Below are 16,816 nucleotides of genomic sequence, written 5' to 3'. Positions count from 1 at the left end.
TTATATTTTGTCTAGAGCCTTTCTAGTTCCTATTGTTTTAAAATGGCTAGGTGTCATGCCCGTAATTTTCTTAAACTGGTTTGATAAATGAGCCACACTGCTATAATGCAAACTATCAGCTATTTCACTTATTGACAATTCATTATAACTTATCAATTCTTTTACTCTTTCTATTTTTTGAGCTATCACATAATGTTCGATAGTCGTCTCTTCTTTCATAGAGAACAAACCGCTGAGCCATTTGTAATCTTTCCCCACTTCGGATTCAATATACGCCGAAATAGTATATTTCATCAAAGCATTTTCTTGTTGATAAATCAGTTTTGTGATGGCATTTTTCACTGCCTCCACATATTGACTGTCTTTATCTTCTAATAACTCAAATCCCAAATTTGACAAATCTTTTGACAATTGAGCTTCTTCTGCTTCACTTAGCTCTTTTTCTAAGGCTACCGTGCCCAGTGTTATATTGCCATAGGCTATTCCGGATGTATCCAAGAGCTGTTTTACACTCATGATACACCTATCACACACCATGTTTTTTATTCTAAGTGTCTGCATTATCTAAGTTTATAACGAACTCCAAGATAAACTGTTCTACCTACCACCGGTCCCCAAACTTGCCCTGCATCAAAGGTAGCATCATCAGGGTTTCCTGCTGAAATTATTGGGTTATCTTGTTTATAATTTAACAAGTTTTCTGCTCCTAAATAATACTCCCAGTTTACAAAGTTTCTGGCTACCTGTGCATTTAAAACGACAAAGCCATCGGCATATTTGTCAACATTCAAATCTGGAATTCTTTGCTTGCCTTTATACGTCAACGTACCGTCTACTTTCCATTTATTATAGGGCATAGAATACGTAGCATTCAACAATGCCAGTGATTTAGGAACAAACATTTTATCTCTCAAACTAGCCTCATCAGGCGTCGCATAAAAGGTTTGCTTCACGCTAATCCATCTGTACGCCGCTTTAAGCTCCCAACGGTCGTTAGGCACTAAACTAAGCTCCGCCTGTGCACTAGTAGAGAAAGAACGGTTGGTAGTGTTATAAAAGAGCAATTGACCTACCTGCTCCATATCCATCATTAAATGCTGACTAAACTCCGTGTGATAAACATCAAATGTCAAGGAATTCTTCCCAAAATCTTTGGTCCAACTGGTACCATAATTCCAAGAAATTTCAGGAGCTATAGGCTCATTAAAAATCACTTCTCTGTTACTCACCAGTTTCCCAAAATTCTCTGCCAATGGTGTAGGCACTCGCATACCTTTCCCTATTGAAAGTCGCCAAGTATTGGTTTCTCCCACATCTTGTTTAAAATGTAACCTTGGAGTTACCTGCGTACCAAAAAGGTTGTGCTGGTCTACTCGCAAACCAGCTACTAAAATGGTTTTATCAAGCTTATTAAAGGTATACTCCGCGAAAACTCCAGGGACTAATTCTTGTCTATTAAGCTCTATTGGATTTTGAAAATTTTCGTAGCTTTCTTCATACTGGTCTGCTAAAAAGCTTAAACCCGTTTTATAGGTATGATTAGTGTTGCCTATCATATCTTGATAAATCAAATTACCATGTAAAGTATTCTCTTTGGCTATGTAAGGGTTGACACCAAAAACAGATTCAGAGTCATAAAAATTGGCATTCAAAATCAAACCCAAACCTCTGTAAGGAGCTTCAGGAAAAAGCACCGCCGTTTTAGTAAAAACCGTCAATTTTTTGCTATTATTTTCAAACACATAAGGATTTGAAAAACGCCCGTCGGTCAGTTGCCCACCCTCTCTATTTTCCGTTAAGAAGTTGACACCAAACTGGGCATTAAATCGCTCTCCGCTATATTTCCACCTGTTTAAGAAATTGACTTGGTCATATTCTGGAAGGTCTTTAAAGCCGTCATTGTTTCTATCAATTTCTGTTTTCAGAAAAGAACCATGACTCAGTAAACCCACCGACCATTTATCACCTAATTTCTTAGCAAGGTTAAGATTGACCTCTCCCCTACCTAATTCATTGGTATAAAAATTCAAATAAACAGGGTCTGCCAAATCTGGTTTGTGCAGCTCCACATTAATGGTACCCGACATAGACTCGTAACCATTGACAATGGATGATGTTCCTTTTATTACATCTACCGACTGAATCCATGTTCCTGGCACATAATTCATCCCAAATGGCACCGCCAAACCTCTAATACCAGGCATGCCTTCAATATTGGTTTGGACATACCTACCCGCTAGGCCAAGCATTTCTAACTGCCTAGAGCCCGTAATGGCATCTGCAAAACTCACAGAAACGGAGGCATTGGTTTCAAAACTCTCCGAAAGGTTACAGCAAGCCGCCTTTGCTAATTCTTTGGTGGTAATAATTTGGGTTTGAACTGACGCCATCTTATCAAAAGTGGTACCGCTGCTTTTGACCACCACCTCATTTAAAGTACTGGTGTCAGGCTTTAAAGTAAACTTAAAAGGACCTGCTCCATGAGCCATCACAGTATCTGTTTTAAAACCCAGATAGCTAATAATTAACTGATGTTGTCCTGTGTTTTTTGGAATGGTGAATTGACCGTTTACGTCGGTCATGGTGGCGTTTGATGGCTCTGATAGCCATTTGACCACTGCTCCTATTAAAGGTTGGTCTGCTTTTTCTAAAACAGAACCACTTATTTGTTGGCCAAAGGCCGAAGTATTAAAAACTAATACTGTAAAAAGTATGATATATTTCATAAGATATTTTAAATAAACAATTGACTAACAACCGAATACTAAAATTATCTTATAGCAAAAATGTCTGAATTTTAATAAGGAGTTTCCGGCCAGTATTTGGCGGAGCATTGGCTAAAAAATCAAATGCCTTTTGCTCTGGAAGAGCATCAAAAATAGCATGGAAATTAAATACCCTTGGAAGAGCCTCCATTTTCAAAACAGGCCAAGCCACATTTTGAAAAGATGAACTAGTTTCTAATTCAAGATTTTTGAAGTGAGCATGCGTTTCGCAGCATTCGTTTTGCTTAAAACTTAGCTCTCCGCTATTATTTTCTACGGTGATGGACTCCATAGAGCAGGAGTCTTCCTCGGAAAAACTACTAGTAGTAAGGCCTATGGCATGACAAGTATGCTCAAACATGGCAAGCCCCGTAGCACTAAAAAGGATAATTAGTGCCATAAAAACGGCCAGTACTTTGAGCGATATTCTCATGATGTTGCAAAATTAACGAAAAGTTTCACGAATTAGTTACATCTAAATCCTTGCCAATTGTAAGATTTGCAAGAAATGGCATCTTATTTGGAAATAAAACCATGAGATATATCGTTTTTACCGTGTTACGCCTTTCCAAGAATAAATGATAATTAGACTACTTTTTTGCTTCCTTCTTTTTAATACGGCTCAGGCCCAATTCTTTAGTCAAACGGATAATACCCTGGAGACTAACAGAAAGAACCCCGTTTCGTTTTCTCATCAGCCATTTTTACTGCTGAAAGTTACGCCTACGGCAGTTTTAGGTAGAGATAATGTGCTTCAATATGGTGTAGAATTAGCTCCGCCTTTTGGTAAGTTTAGTTTTGGTTTTGATTACGGAAAAGGAAAAGGCGACTGGTCGTTTAATAAAGAGCAGAAAGCAAATCACCCTGAGCAAGAAACCCGAATTATACGTGGAGAAATTAGAGGTTATTTTTCTGATTGGTATCCTTTTTACGCTTTAGACAAAAAGCCATTTGGTAGGTATTACTCGCTGGAATATGTTCAGAAAGATTTAAAATATGCGGCTTCGCCAAACCTGGAATCATACGGTGGCACGCAGGTAGAAGGTATAGGTCCTTTTGATGTCAATTACATAGAACGAGCTTTGCATGTAAAATTTGGAAAGCATTTTATCATTACAAAGTGGTTTTTTATTGATGGTTTTGTGGGAATTGGTGTAGGGCAGTACAGCTCTCAATCTGACGATTTAGAGGCTGTTCAGGTAAAAAATAGTTTCAGTTTTAAAAGACCAACTAGAGATTTAGCATCCAAAGGTTTGTTTTTAAGTAAAACCGCTGGAGTAAGACTTTGTTTACCGCTTTAAGAAATAAAATATTATGATTAAGGTTATAAAATATTCAATATCACTTTTGTTTTTGGTAGGTATGTTGGCATCATGCTGGGCTCCTAGATGCCCTATGGACACCTGCAGGTCAAAATACGAACATAGGCATAACGACCAAGTGGCAGGCGTCTTCTCTCCTAGATACGGGCTGCCTCACCGCGTGCATTACTTATGGGATAAAGACAAAGGCGAGAGTAACCCGGGTACAGATTTTGTCCCTGGTGAAGGCAGCAAGAAGAAAAAGGCCAAGAAACGATACCCTTGGGAGAGGTGGTAGGGGTTTGTTTAGAAGTCTATCACTAGCTTGGTCGAAGGGTCTTAATCGCTGTAAGCGAGCCTAATTGTTAGGTGCTGTTTTTATTTTTTTTAGCCCAATCCATTCGTGTTCAATATCTTTCATTAATAATGCATTGTCAAATTTTACAGAACCTTTTGGAAAAATATTTTCATTTTCAAAGAAACTTGATTTAACGCTCTCAACTTCTAAAAGTGATACTTTCCAATTATATGCTTTTAACTCAAGTACATCAAAGTCATTTTTGTCAGGTGAATATCCAATAGAGCCATTTTCAAAGAATTTAGAAACACATTCTAAGTTTTCAAATACACTCTCGGTATTCCAAGAGTTTGTTTCTTTTGCTTTTATTGATAGTGAAGTTTGGTCATCGCTGATAAAACCAACTTCGTAGTTTCCGCCTTTTTCTATTACTTTAAAATCTGCTAAATGATGAATTCCGGGAAATATAGTTCCGCCTGCTAAAGAATTTAATTTAGAAGAAGTGTCTCTTCTTGGAATATAAACCCCTTCTTTTTGCTTTCCGTTTTCAGTCCATTCAACAGCAATTCTATGAGCTCCATTTTCAGAGGAAATTCCGATTTGTTTCGGCAAACCTTTCGGTCTGATTTCTTTTAATCTTATCAAACAGATTCCTGCAATTCCTTTTCCGTTTACCAATTTTGGTTTAAAAGGTTTCGGTAGATAATTTTCCAAGACTTCTTTATCAATTTGGTAATTGATAAAAATTCGTCTATCTATTATTCCTTTTATTTTCGGTATTTTCATTTGAGTGAACAAATTGCACCTAACGTTTGAGCTATGAACAGTACGGGAGCAAGCTGGCGTTTGCTTTCCGCCACGCACATAGCGAAATCTTTTGGTTTTCTTTTTTTCCTTGTCCCGCTAAAAAGCAAAATCCAAAAGATTTTGCGGACTTTAAAAAGTACAATAACCTTTCGATTAAGCCCGAAGCCCGCATAGTTTATAGGTTTTGTTGTGCTTTCGATATTTTTTTACCGTTAATATTATGTCCTCGAATTTTCTGTCAATATGCAATTTTAAAATGTGTTTTACTTCATTCCAATCTTGCGAATCATATTGAATGTCAATTTTTTCTCCATACATAACAGAAACTTTCTGACGTTTATTAACCTCAATTACATATTCTTCGTCATTATCCATTAGTATTGATATCCAAAAAGCACCATGCTCCTCATCCATTTCCTGAATATACTTTATCGCTTTATCAATATCCTCAATCGTTACATTTCCTTTATCATATCCAGCTGCGTACTGGATGTAAGAATCAGACAGCACAACTCCTTTAGATTCATGAAAATAATTAATCAGTCTCTCATGAAACTTTTTAAAGGATGGGATTCGCCTTACAGATAAATAATCCAATAGTCCTTTATTGTCATTTTTTGACAATAAGTAAAAGTAAATCGCATATGTGATTGAGAACCCATTACTTAATCCAACTGTTTTTGAATCGGAGTTGTCTTGTTTGTCGTCTTCTGGATTAGGATATTCCTCGACAAGCTCAATCTTTGATTCTTTTGAGTAGCTATAACAAGTGAATTTAATCAAGTCATCTTTCTTATTCTCATATATTGAGAGTAAATCTGAAGATGCTATGCCGCTTTGTTTTTGTTCTTCCTTAGATAATCGTTCCAATATTTCTGAATCAGAAGTTATCAAGTCTGCTTTCAAAATTGATGATAGCTCTTTGTCAACCTTTTCAATTAATGGATGATTAAATAATTCTATTTTCTTTTTAAACCACATTAATTTTTAATCTATCTTTTTTACTCATAAATTGACGCACCTTTCATAATAGTCATGAAATTCTCCCAGGTGGCTTTGTCTGCATCAATATTCAATTTCATATTATCGTAATAGCCTTGTACATCTTCGGTATACCTTTCCATAGCTTCTAAAAAATCATCAAGAGTCTTATTCTCCCATTTTGAATCATTGTTTGTCAGGTCTTTTCTAAACTCTTTAAGAAACTCTATAAAATCTAATCTTGTCATGGTTGCAGGGTGTTTTTTATAATGAAGCACAACATTAGTACACGCAAATTAGCCGTTTTTAACGGATAAAAATGGCTTAAAAGAATAAATTGATTATCCGGTAATCCGTCCTTTAAAACGCAAAAAGCCCACCTAAGAAAACCAAGATGGGCAAATGTTAGCTAGAATTTTAGATACTCAATATTCTTACCAGCATTGCTGACATCCGTCTGAAGGCTGAAAACTATATTTCACGAGGTCAAAAAGAGCTTATGGAGCGGGGCTAGCAAATATCTGGGCTTGAGCTCAACATAGGCTAAAACGAACCGAAGCCCTACTTCGCTGCATTCGAGCCAAATTGTTAGTGGTAGTCTTTATTAATCTATTAGCCGCCTATGATAATTTATTTGTCCAAGATGATAAGTCAAATGTTTTAATAAATGAACTAGTAAGTATTCATTTGTTTCTACTTTGGAAAACTTCAAAATTGGATAATCGTTTTTCAATTCTTCCTTTGTAATAGATAACAGCGATTTTTTAACCATTTCTAAGGTGGTATTTATACTGTTAATCAATTCAATTCTTGGTACATTTTTTTGAGTAAATTCAAGTTCTCTATTCCTAACATAGTTTGTTTTTCCAATTTCTTTTCCAATAAAAGTGTGTAAGTTCCCAATTAAATGCAAAGTTAAATTTCCTGCTGAATTAGAGATGCTTTTTTCTATTCGCCAAATATTCTCTTCATTCTTATAAAGTTCTATTTCAGTGATTAAGTTGTTCAGGTCACTTTCAAAAAAGGTTATTAACTCGTTTCTATTCATTTGTAAAATCTATTAATTTTCATTAGTATTTAAGACTTATTTATCTCGAAGTGTAAATCAGATTCTGATGTTGTGTAATTACCACTAACATTAGTATACACGCAAATTAGCCGATTTTAACGGATAAAAACGACTTGAAATAATAAATTGATTGTTCGGTAATCCGTCCTTTTAAACGCAAAAAGCCCACCTAAGAAAACTTAAGATGGGCAAATGTTAGCTAGAATTTTAGACACTCAATATGCTTATTCACCAATGCTGACATCGGTCTGAAGACCGAAAACTGTATTTCACGAGGTCAAAAAGACCTTGTGGAGGGGGGACGCATAGTCGATATCTGGCGAATTTGGCGAAAGCCAATTGAACGTGTTCATCGCTTGTTACCTTTCGTTAATTAATTCACTTCATATTATTCTTTCATGGCGAATCTTTATCCACTTTCTATAAGTCAGGCTACGCCAAATCCATTCTAAGGGGCCAAATTTGAAATATTTTAACCAGATATGGCTAAAAATAATTTGCGATACTAAAACAAGAATAGCAATACCTGATGTATGTAATAAACCGATTTTACCAATTAAATTAAATCCAAAATTGTAAAATATAATAATCATGATTATGGTCTGAAACAAGTAATTGCTCAGAGCCATTCTCCCCACAGGGATTAAATATCTAAATGCTTTTCTACCTATCGAAGTTTGAACAATTTTAGAAATGGAGGTTATATAGAAAATGCACATAAATATCTGGCCAGCCAATGCTAAGAGCTTATAAAGAATGTTTAATGGAGTTGATGGGAACATATAGAAACTTCCACCAATTGTTTTAGCTGAAAAAGTAGCCAAAAGACCTACGATTAAACTGGTTATTAACAATAAAGTTGATTTTGATTTTTTTGTAAAGAATTCAATTGAAGCGAAATAGTAACCAAGAAGAAAAATTCCAAGGAATTTAAAATATCCTCCTGATGGAATATAACCTAAGTATTTCCAGACAAGATTATGAATGTTTAAAAAGAATATGTCTGCAATTGAACCATTCTGGAATGTATTGATAACTGCTTCAACGGTCATATCTGGATATTGAACATGTGCAATGGCAGTCGTTTTTTCAGGACTAGTAGAACTCAAAGCCTCAGAAAATGGCAAGAGAGATAAATCGATTAAAAGTGGAAATAGCAGGAAAAATAACGACCAGAGAATAAGATTTTTTGACTTGACATTCCGGAATAAAATGAGGATAAAACCAAATATGGAATAGGCAAGTAAAATGTCTCCAAACCAAATTAAACTGTGCAAAAACCCTATCAATAACAGAAAAAAGAGTCTTCTTCGATATGTTTTTAAAAAATCAATAGAATCTTCTTTGTTCTTTTCATATTGAATATAGAACCCAACAGCAAAAAGAATTGAGAAAAGGGTGTAAAACTTTCCTGTGACTATAATATGTAAAAATGAATATAATTTTTCATCTAACTGAAAATCAGTTATTTGTTTAAGGTCATCAAAGGGCATAAAAACGTATCCGCTAAAAAATCCCATGTTCATGAAAATGATTCCAAGTAAAGCGAAACCTCTTAGGATATCTAGAATTTCAATTCTTTGTTTAGGTTCTATTGGTTGATTAGATGTCATGAGTTCAATATTCTATTTGAAAGAGAAATTATATTCTCAGCAAAAATTTCAATAACGTGGTTTTGACCTTAATGCATGGTAACAATAGTAAACATGTAAAATGGCCGTTTGAAAAAGATAAAAAACGGCTCAAAATAATAAATTGAATTCGGTAATACGTCCTTTAAAACGAAAAAAGCCCACCTAAGAAAACTTAAGATGGGCAAATGTTAGCTAGAACTTTAGATACTCAGTATGCTTTTTCACCAATGCTGACATTGGTCTGTAGGCTGAAAACGGTATTTTACGAGGTCAAAATGAGCTTATGGAGCGGGTGCTTATTCGAAGGACCTTAATCGCTGCATTCGAGCCTAATTGTTGCACCTTTTATTTATTCATCCATTGAAATCCATGCAGTCGAAATTCACCTCGCTCCTTCAAGTCAAGAAGTATAGGGGTTGAATAGGGAAAAGCCCTAAAATCAGTTCCTTTTATGGTGATTTTTTTAGAATTTTTGTCTTCTCCTAAATGAATCTCTTTGAAGTTGTCACCATTCAAATCTTGAATCAATATCAATGATGAATTTAAGGGTTCATCCAATTCAAAACTCTCTTTCAAAGGGTGGTTCATAATTATTATGAGTTTGTTAGAGTTCAAGTTAATGGTGGAATCAAGCTTGTTACCGAACATGAATTCGATATCGGAACCTGGAGTTTCTTCCATTTCATCAAAATCATAGTTTAGGTAATCTGTCGAAATCATCTTGGATTCAGAAACCCTAAAGAACTTATCAGTCCAGAATGTTCCAGTTAGATTTTGTTCAAGAATTGTAGATGCTTCTACATCAGTTAGACCAAATCTGATAAGGTCTTCGACACTTGATTGTTTAGTGTCTGCTGGTCGATGAACAAGACAAATAATGTCGAAATTCTGTTGTTCTGCTAGAGCATCTTTTCCTCTGTCAACTAGTTTAATAGTTAAGATTGAAATTCCAACAATTCCAAATACAAAGAGTAGATGACGGATGTTGAATTTGCTTTCTGATGTTGTTAGCAAGTAGAGGTTGGCAAGTCCAACTCCAACTATCCAAATTATCTGGAATGGAAAACTGATTGCACCAATCCAAGGTCCGAACACAAACCAAAGGAGTAATACGAAAATTACGGTTTGTATTGTTGTAAAGACAACAGACAAGATAAATCCAACCACAAAGTGTACTCTCTCAAATGCCTTGTTATAAAGCCTAATCAATAAAAGAGAGATAGTTGAAAGAATAAGAGTATAAACAGCAAAAGGTGCTACATCCCCCTTACCAAATCCATCGTTCGAAAGGACGTATAGATATGCTATTAGAGTTGAACAAGCAGTTAAGATTAATATGTAAATAATTTTCTTCAATACAGAGAATTGGTGCTAACGGTTGGTATATGCAAAGTAGGCGATTGCGGGCTTCAAACTTATCAAACCGATATGATGTTGAAGCGGGCTACAACCCTTGAAATTACTGCTATCACGCCTATTTTGTATATACATTGTTAGCGGTTGTTATTCCTTTTCTGCTTTCAATATTTCTGTTAATTCCAGTTTCAATTTCTCAATTGTTGTTGCAGTAATAAAATAAATTCGTCTACCTGCAAGTCCTGTACTTTTCCTAAAATCAGAAAGCATTGAAAAGGTAGAAAAGTCAGCCATTCTATTTGTTACAATAATCAATGCATCCAAACCTGAATTATCAAATTGATGCTTAATTTTCATTAAAATGTCTTGTCGTATACGAGATTTTACTTCGACACCAATTTTCCTATTGTTATGTTTAATCAAGAAGTCAAATGAAAAGTCTTTAGCATTTTTGGTATAATCTTCAAATTCTAATTTCATTTGACTGATAGCTTCGCATACAAGAGACTCAAAATTCCTATAATCAACAATAGATTCAGGTCGCGTTTCTTGTATTTCTTCAAATTTCTTTTCCAACTCATCGGTAATCTGTTGCTTTCTCTTAGTTATTAAACCATAAAACAATAAAACACTAATTACCAAAGAAAGGATTGAAAGAATATATGTAAGTATTGAGAAAAGCGATTTTTTGGTCTCTGCTTTTGAAGTAACAATCTGGTCAACAGGGATAAATAGTTTTAAACTATCAATTTTATCATATAAAACTACACGTTGTTTAAGAGGAATAAATTTATCACTCATAAACGATTCTTGAACTTCAACGAGAACTTCAATATTTGACTTTGGATATATAATGTTGTATTTAATCTCTTTTCCCTTTATTAAAGTGGGAACAAGCAAGCTGTCAATTTTATTATCCGAGAAAAGTATTTCTTTAAGGTCAGTAATAATTTCATTACTTGCTGTTTCCTGCCTCTGTCTATTAGCGTCCATTACATAATCAGGAATAACAATAAGTCCATAGATACCAAAAAACAAAGTAGCAATTGTTCCAATTACACCTATTATGTTCCAAATATTTTTTCTCAATTTATCCATATTGCTTGAGTGTTTTTTAATAACCGCTAACGATTGGATATAGCACATATTAACCATATCCATCTTGTATAATACACTAATCTAACCCGTTTTTTATTGATTTAAGGTCTCTAGGAAACACTTTAAGGCAAATAATTATCCGTTTGTAAACGATTAATAATGCTGTTAATCTTCTCAAGGTTAGCAATGAGTCAACTTACGAGATAATTTTCAATAGCCCTTTCAACGTCTTTAAACTCACTCAATCCTACATTATCATCTCTTATTAACTACTGGTTTAAATTCGCATCAAGGCATTTGCTTTATTCTCAACGTTATCAATTTCCTCAAAAAAAGGAATTAACTCAGGTTCTATCCATCTAATCAGGTTGTATAGTTTAGTTCTTATGCCCAAGGCTTTAGAACAATCTATAGCAGCCCCCACAAAACATAGTGGTTCACAATGATTCGTTCTATTCCGAAATGCTCTAATATCATCAAGCTTAGCATAAATCTTTGCTCTATCTTCACTTGCAGGCTTATTCGCAAATATTTGAATAGGTTCTCCTCCAATTAATCTATAATGATGAGCCAAATAAAGAGCCACCCAGAAACCAAAATTTTGGTCCGATACAATTTTACCACTTGTAATAGGTATCCCTCTATTTCTAAGCTTATTTTCCGTTTTTTGTACCGACCTTTTAAGAAAGTAATTAGAATTTCTCAAGGAACTATTACTCATAAATCCAAGCCTTTGATTTATTATCCAATCAGTATCTCCAAAATGATGTGAAAGCTGTTGATTTAGGCTATTTCTAAGAATAACTTCAAACTGAGTCAATATTGGATGAAATGCTTGAGCTAATCTAACATTAGCATTGTATAGCCTTTTAGCCCTTAAATTATCATTTCCCGTTGCCAAAAGGTATCGATTAATTCGTGGTCTTGATAGGTATTTATTTCTAAGTTGTATTTTCATTCTATTGCAAATATTATAAATAAGTGGTACTTTTGTAGCATATAGACTTGTTAAAGCCTCTTCTCCTCGTGAGAACGTAATCAAGTAGAAGATTAAAGGGAACTCATTTTTGAGGTCCCTTTTTTTATGTCCTTAATATTGCTAACTAGAGAGCCCTCAACAGTTTCACAACCTTAGTCTTCCACGGTAGAATCTCATTTTTGTAGCCAAAAACTATCGTTCATTTTTCTACTATACGACCTTAAAGATACTTATGCGAGCCATCACAAGTCGGCTTTCTTTTGGTATGACCGCATACACAATCATTTATACCTATTCCGTTCTTAATTCTGTCGGTATATTTCTCAATTCTTGAAAGACGAGTAGCGGATTGTTTAGCACCTGTAAAATGCAGATTATAGGCTCGCTGTCGGCCTGGGGTTAATGCTTCAAAAGCTGTTTTAAAAGCTTTGTCTTCTTCAAACTTCTGTAATAACTCTTCCGGAAACTCTAAGTTCTTACTTTTGGGCTTATCTATTTTTAGACCTGCTTTTTCTACTTCTATGGCTTCATAGATATAGGCTTTGAGCGTGGCTTCTAAATCTACAATATCTTGTAAACTGGTAAAGCGAGCCATTTTTACCGACTGTGAGTTTTCACCAGGCGAAACTAAAATGCCTTTCGCGTCATTTAACAACACTCCTTTGAAAAAGCTAAGGGTACAATACTCCTTAAAGTTGCCAAATAAGGCAATGTTGCTCCCATTAAAAGTATAACAAGGCACACGCCATTTGTACTCTTCTGTTAGGCCACAGTCTAAAAGAATGGTTCTTAACAGAGCAGCTTCTTTTTGCCACTGCTTTATTCTGCCTATATAGTCGTCTACCTTTGGATTCATTTTAATGGTTTTTTCTTGTGATAAAAATAAGTATCAAATTGCTTTAAATGCTACTTAATTACAGTTCTTCTTCTCAGATTCACATTTTATTCCGTTGGCCTTCCAGCCGGGATTTCATTTTTTGCGGGTCGCCGCACCGTTTGAAAAAAACGAACCAAAAAAAGCAACACGGCAGCGGCCGACCGTCCTGTAAACTCACACGCTCAAAATCCTGTAAAGTCAAGTTTTAATTTAGCTTTATGGGTTAAATTTTGACCGTATTCAAACAGTACAGGGCGACATAAGGAATTTACATTCTTTTACTATTACTATGAGTCATTTCTTGTAACTATAAGCCAAGCCCATGGCCACACTGTTAAAGTTATCGCCTGATTTGATTTTGGCTTCGCCAAATTTCTCTAAAAACACATTTTGCAAAGCCCTAACCATCGATGTACCACCCGTCATAAAAACAGAATCGATGGATTCATAAGTAGCATTGTTTTTTAATAAAAACTCATCTAGGTAAGCACTGATTTTTTGAAGCTCTTCTGCTATAATTTCCTCTTCAAATTCTTTGACTGAAACTTCTTCTTTAAAATCAATTTCGTCTTCCTGATAAGCAAAAGTTGCTGTATCTTTCTTGGTCAGGTCTATCTTTGTTTTTTCTACTTTTTGAAACAGGTAATAGCCTAAGTTTTGCTCTATCAAAGTGAGTAGGTTCTTTACTTTTGGGTTATCGCCAGACCTGAAATAAGATTTGCGAATAGCCTCACGCATCTTATTGGTATTTAAGAAGTTCATTTTTGCCCAAGTAGTGATATTGACAAAATATGAAAGCGGTAAAGGCACCAATTTCTCAAAAAACTTCTCTTTTACTCCTCTGCCAAAATGTGGGGTTCCTTTATGCCACATGAGTTTAGAGTCAAAATTATCTCCTCCTATATAAATACCCCCCTGCACTATTTCGTCATGCGATTTATTTGCTCCTAAATGCATCAGTGTAAAGTCGGATGTACCTCCGCCAAAGTCTGCCACCAAAACCAATTCTTCTTTTTTAAGGGAGCGTTCGTAGGTAAATGCCGCCGCTATGGGCTCCATCTGGTACTTCGCTTCCTCAAATCCTGATAATTTAACCGCATTTTCTAAACGCTTTTGAGCGATAGCTTCTTTCTCAGGTTCTTCACTAAAAACTACGGGTCTTCCTATCACCGCTTTTGTTACTATCACGCCTAAATAGTCATCTGCCTGTTTCTTTAAGGCAGTTATTATCAAAGCCACCAAATCTTCTGGCTTAAACACTTTGTTGGCTATTATAGTATGCGTGAAACTCTTAATCGGCAATACAGACTTTATGGATTTCATCAATCGCCCGTCAGACCTACTTTCCACATATTTCTCAATAGCCTCTTTCCCTGTAAAAAAGGAAAAGCCATGTTCCATATTTGGAAAAAAAAGCACAGAAGGCATGGTAAATACTTTGACTACCTCATTTTTGTCAAGGTCTAAAATAGCTAGTGCAGAATTGGTAGTTCCAAAATCGACACCATATATAAAGTTGGGCATGAGAGGAAATTAAAAATGGGCTGCAAAAGTAGCCTTTCAGATTTTAAACTCTCCCATACCTTTTGAAATAATCGTAAAAAGGTTTCAATTTTAGAATCATAGGGGATAATACATTTGTCATGATTTTGGCTTTTTAGGCCAAAATCCCGCCAAATGCTCTTTGGGGGACTGTGTTCATTATGGATTAGTCCTTTTTACCGATGTTTCGCCCCTAATGGGGCTTGCCAAAATCTCGCCAAGTGCTCCTTGGAGGGGCTTTGTTCATGACGGCTTACACCCATTTTTTTACCAATGTTTCGCCCCGAATGGGGCTTTGCTCAATCATGACTTTGGCTTTAACTGTCAAAATCCCGCCAAATGCTCTTTCGGGCTCTTTGTTCATGACGGGCTTAACCCTTTTTTTTACCGATGTTTCGCCCCTAATGAGGTTTTTCTGAGATTAGTTTATATCTAACCACATCAATTCTAGTTTCCTGTATAAAGCGTCACCACACCTTTGGCAGGCACTATAAAGATTTCTTCTTTGCCTATTCCAGCTATTTCCTCCGCATCACTTTTTTCTCCTGTTCTAATTAGTCTATAATTATTAGCACCACCCCTTAGCTGCACAGCTTTACCTTCTTCAGAAACATTAATTAATACTACGGTAGACACGCCCTCATTTTCAAAAGCGAGTGTCAGAATATCATCCGTGGAGCTAGATGCTACTCTGTAGGCATTTGGTCTTATGTATTTATAAAACTGCTTACTCACATAATATCTTTTTGACTTTTCGCCTGCCGCATTCATCAGACTGTAAGCGTCTAAGTTTTGCGTACTCAGCGACCAGAAAACCCAAGCTGAAACTTGCCCATATTTTAAAGCCGTGTACATGGCTTTTGCTAAATCATTTGCTCCATTTAAAGAGTTTTCATAGCCAGAAGTTTCTGTCATCCAATGTGGTTTTCCGTATGCCGCACCCCAGCCGTACATGGTTTCCCAGGTGGTCGCATCTACACTGCCTGCCGTAATTCCATCAAAAGCATAACCGTGGGTGGCTATAATATCCACGTATTCTCTGGTTTCTGGGTCATTTAACATAGGCAGCGTCATAGATTTGACTCCGTCAAAATAGCCTACATCTTCGGGTGCAAATAGTTTGGTAGTTAGTTCCTCTTTTTTAAATCGTTTTCCTACGGTAATTATCAAATCTTTTAATGCTTCGCCATCATACACGCATGACTGATAAAACTGTGAAAATCGAGGTTCGTTTTGAACACTTAATGCATATAAATCAACACCAATTTCACGTTTGAAAATTTTGCAATAAGCCACCATAGACTCCGCAAATTCCTCATAATTTTCTTCTTTCAGTTGGTTTGTAGTTTCATCAGGCGTTCTAGTATAAGCAGGTGCCGAATTATTCTCTGTTCCATTATCAATGCTGTTGTTCCATTTCATCCATGGAGCAGGAGACCAAACCGAGGCAATAAATTTCTCTACACCTGCCTCTTTTAAAGCCTTCAAATGTGGTATTCTGCCGGCAAAAGGTTCATGATGTCCGTCTATTTTCTCATTGATATTGAACTTACTTAAGTCGGTATCAAAAGGGTCGTCATTATCATTTACGATTTCAAAATTGGTAGGTACATCATCTCTAATAATAGTTATGCCTAGGTCTTCTACCAAGTCTTTGACAAACCTATCTGACGTAAAAGGTCCAGCTCGCCAGTACTCCGTTTGCCCACCAAAACCACCGAAGCCTTCCATCTTTTGAAACTTGGTAGAAGGGTCTACCGTAACAAGGTCAAAATTGGTATTTATATTCACCTGAGCCTTCACAGGGCTAGAATTACCATCTGTAACCGAAATACTTACCGTATAAGTATTTCCTGCCTCAAAAGTAGCCATTTCTATAGCTGCTCCTGTTTTAGTAGTACCATTTCCAAAATCCCAAGTGTAGGTAAGTGGGTCAAATTCTTGGTCTAAAGCATCTGCCGAAAACTCAAAAGTAAAGGGATTGGTACTTACCAATTCTGCTTCAAGCTTTACTATGGGAGCCAAGTTTGGTTTTGCATCTTCTTTAGAGCTACAGCCCAAAACAAGAAGTGTGATTAGTAAAATATTAATTCTATTTAATTTCATTTC

General features: G+C 35.8%; 16 protein-coding genes. 2 read left to right on the top strand and 14 right to left on the bottom strand.

Going from position 1 to position 16,816, the window contains the following annotated elements; translation table 11 throughout:
* Genes AC0L6O_RS08410 through AC0L6O_RS08400 form a run of 3 tightly spaced genes read right to left on the bottom strand, consistent with a single transcriptional unit; the run spans position 1 to position 3,198 of the window.
* A complete protein-coding gene (locus AC0L6O_RS08410; protein WP_473307776.1) occupies positions 1-561 on the bottom strand; it encodes a helix-turn-helix domain-containing protein in 561 nt (186 codons plus the stop codon).
* Positions 561-2,726, bottom strand: a complete 2,166-nt coding sequence (locus AC0L6O_RS08405; protein ID WP_473307774.1) for a TonB-dependent receptor — start codon at positions 2,724-2,726, stop codon at positions 561-563. Before AC0L6O_RS08405 ends, AC0L6O_RS08410 begins: the two co-directional genes overlap by 1 nt.
* 49 nt (positions 2,727-2,775) lie before the next feature.
* Positions 2,776-3,198 (bottom strand): HYC_CC_PP family protein, encoded by a 423-nt coding sequence (locus AC0L6O_RS08400; RefSeq protein ID WP_473307772.1) that lies wholly within the window; start codon positions 3,196-3,198, stop codon positions 2,776-2,778.
* A gap of 145 nt (positions 3,199-3,343) precedes the next feature.
* On the opposite strand from AC0L6O_RS08400, the gene AC0L6O_RS08395 reads away from it, so the two are divergent.
* Together AC0L6O_RS08395 and AC0L6O_RS08390 are read left to right on the top strand one after the other, a co-directional pair.
* The gene (locus AC0L6O_RS08395) at positions 3,344-4,066 is read left to right on the top strand and encodes a hypothetical protein (RefSeq protein ID WP_473307771.1); all 723 of its coding nucleotides are present in this window, start codon (positions 3,344-3,346) and stop codon (positions 4,064-4,066) included.
* 13 nt (positions 4,067-4,079) lie between these two features.
* Positions 4,080-4,364, top strand: a complete 285-nt coding sequence (locus tag AC0L6O_RS08390; protein WP_473307769.1) for a hypothetical protein — start codon at positions 4,080-4,082, stop codon at positions 4,362-4,364.
* 60 nt (positions 4,365-4,424) lie between these two features.
* On the opposite strand, the gene AC0L6O_RS08385 is transcribed toward AC0L6O_RS08390, so the two are convergent.
* From AC0L6O_RS08385 to AC0L6O_RS08335, 11 genes are all read right to left on the bottom strand, one after another.
* Entirely contained in the window at positions 4,425-5,150 is a 726-nt protein-coding gene (locus AC0L6O_RS08385) for a DUF2071 domain-containing protein (RefSeq protein WP_473307768.1), read from the bottom strand.
* A gap of 174 nt (positions 5,151-5,324) precedes the next feature.
* A complete protein-coding gene (locus AC0L6O_RS08380) occupies positions 5,325-6,152 on the bottom strand; it encodes a hypothetical protein (RefSeq protein WP_473307766.1) in 828 nt (275 codons plus the stop codon).
* 20 nt (positions 6,153-6,172) lie between these two features.
* Positions 6,173-6,400: a DUF7660 family protein gene (locus AC0L6O_RS08375; protein ID WP_473307765.1), complete on the bottom strand. Its 228-nt coding sequence runs from the start codon at positions 6,398-6,400 to the stop codon at positions 6,173-6,175.
* A 356-nt stretch (positions 6,401-6,756) separates the two neighbouring features.
* Complete coding sequence (locus AC0L6O_RS08370) at positions 6,757-7,200, bottom strand: DUF1572 family protein (RefSeq protein ID WP_473307764.1); 444 nt, start codon at positions 7,198-7,200, stop codon at positions 6,757-6,759.
* Between the two features lie 404 nt (positions 7,201-7,604).
* Complete coding sequence (locus AC0L6O_RS08365) at positions 7,605-8,834, bottom strand: DUF418 domain-containing protein (protein ID WP_473307763.1); 1,230 nt, start codon at positions 8,832-8,834, stop codon at positions 7,605-7,607.
* Between the two features lie 366 nt (positions 8,835-9,200).
* Positions 9,201-10,211, bottom strand: a complete 1,011-nt coding sequence (locus AC0L6O_RS08360) for a hypothetical protein (protein WP_473307762.1) — start codon at positions 10,209-10,211, stop codon at positions 9,201-9,203.
* Positions 10,212-10,358: 147 nt separating this feature from the next.
* Positions 10,359-11,309 (bottom strand): hypothetical protein, encoded by a 951-nt coding sequence (locus AC0L6O_RS08355; protein WP_473307761.1) that lies wholly within the window; start codon positions 11,307-11,309, stop codon positions 10,359-10,361.
* Between the two features lie 277 nt (positions 11,310-11,586).
* Positions 11,587-12,267, bottom strand: coding sequence for a hypothetical protein (locus AC0L6O_RS08350; RefSeq protein ID WP_473307759.1), 681 nt, complete (start codon positions 12,265-12,267; stop codon positions 11,587-11,589).
* A 241-nt stretch (positions 12,268-12,508) separates the two neighbouring features.
* Positions 12,509-13,144 (bottom strand): YdeI/OmpD-associated family protein, encoded by a 636-nt coding sequence (locus AC0L6O_RS08345; protein WP_473307758.1) that lies wholly within the window; start codon positions 13,142-13,144, stop codon positions 12,509-12,511.
* Between the two features lie 315 nt (positions 13,145-13,459).
* Positions 13,460-14,689 (bottom strand): Hsp70 family protein, encoded by a 1,230-nt coding sequence (locus AC0L6O_RS08340; RefSeq protein ID WP_473307757.1) that lies wholly within the window; start codon positions 14,687-14,689, stop codon positions 13,460-13,462.
* Positions 14,690-15,154: 465 nt separating this feature from the next.
* Positions 15,155-16,813 (bottom strand): PKD domain-containing protein, encoded by a 1,659-nt coding sequence (locus AC0L6O_RS08335; RefSeq protein ID WP_473307755.1) that lies wholly within the window; start codon positions 16,811-16,813, stop codon positions 15,155-15,157.
* Positions 16,814-16,816 lie beyond the last annotated feature (3 nt).

The organism is Arcticibacterium sp. GJ41-1 (assembly GCF_055808875.1).
This window is presented reverse-complemented; position numbering and strand designations above follow the sequence as displayed.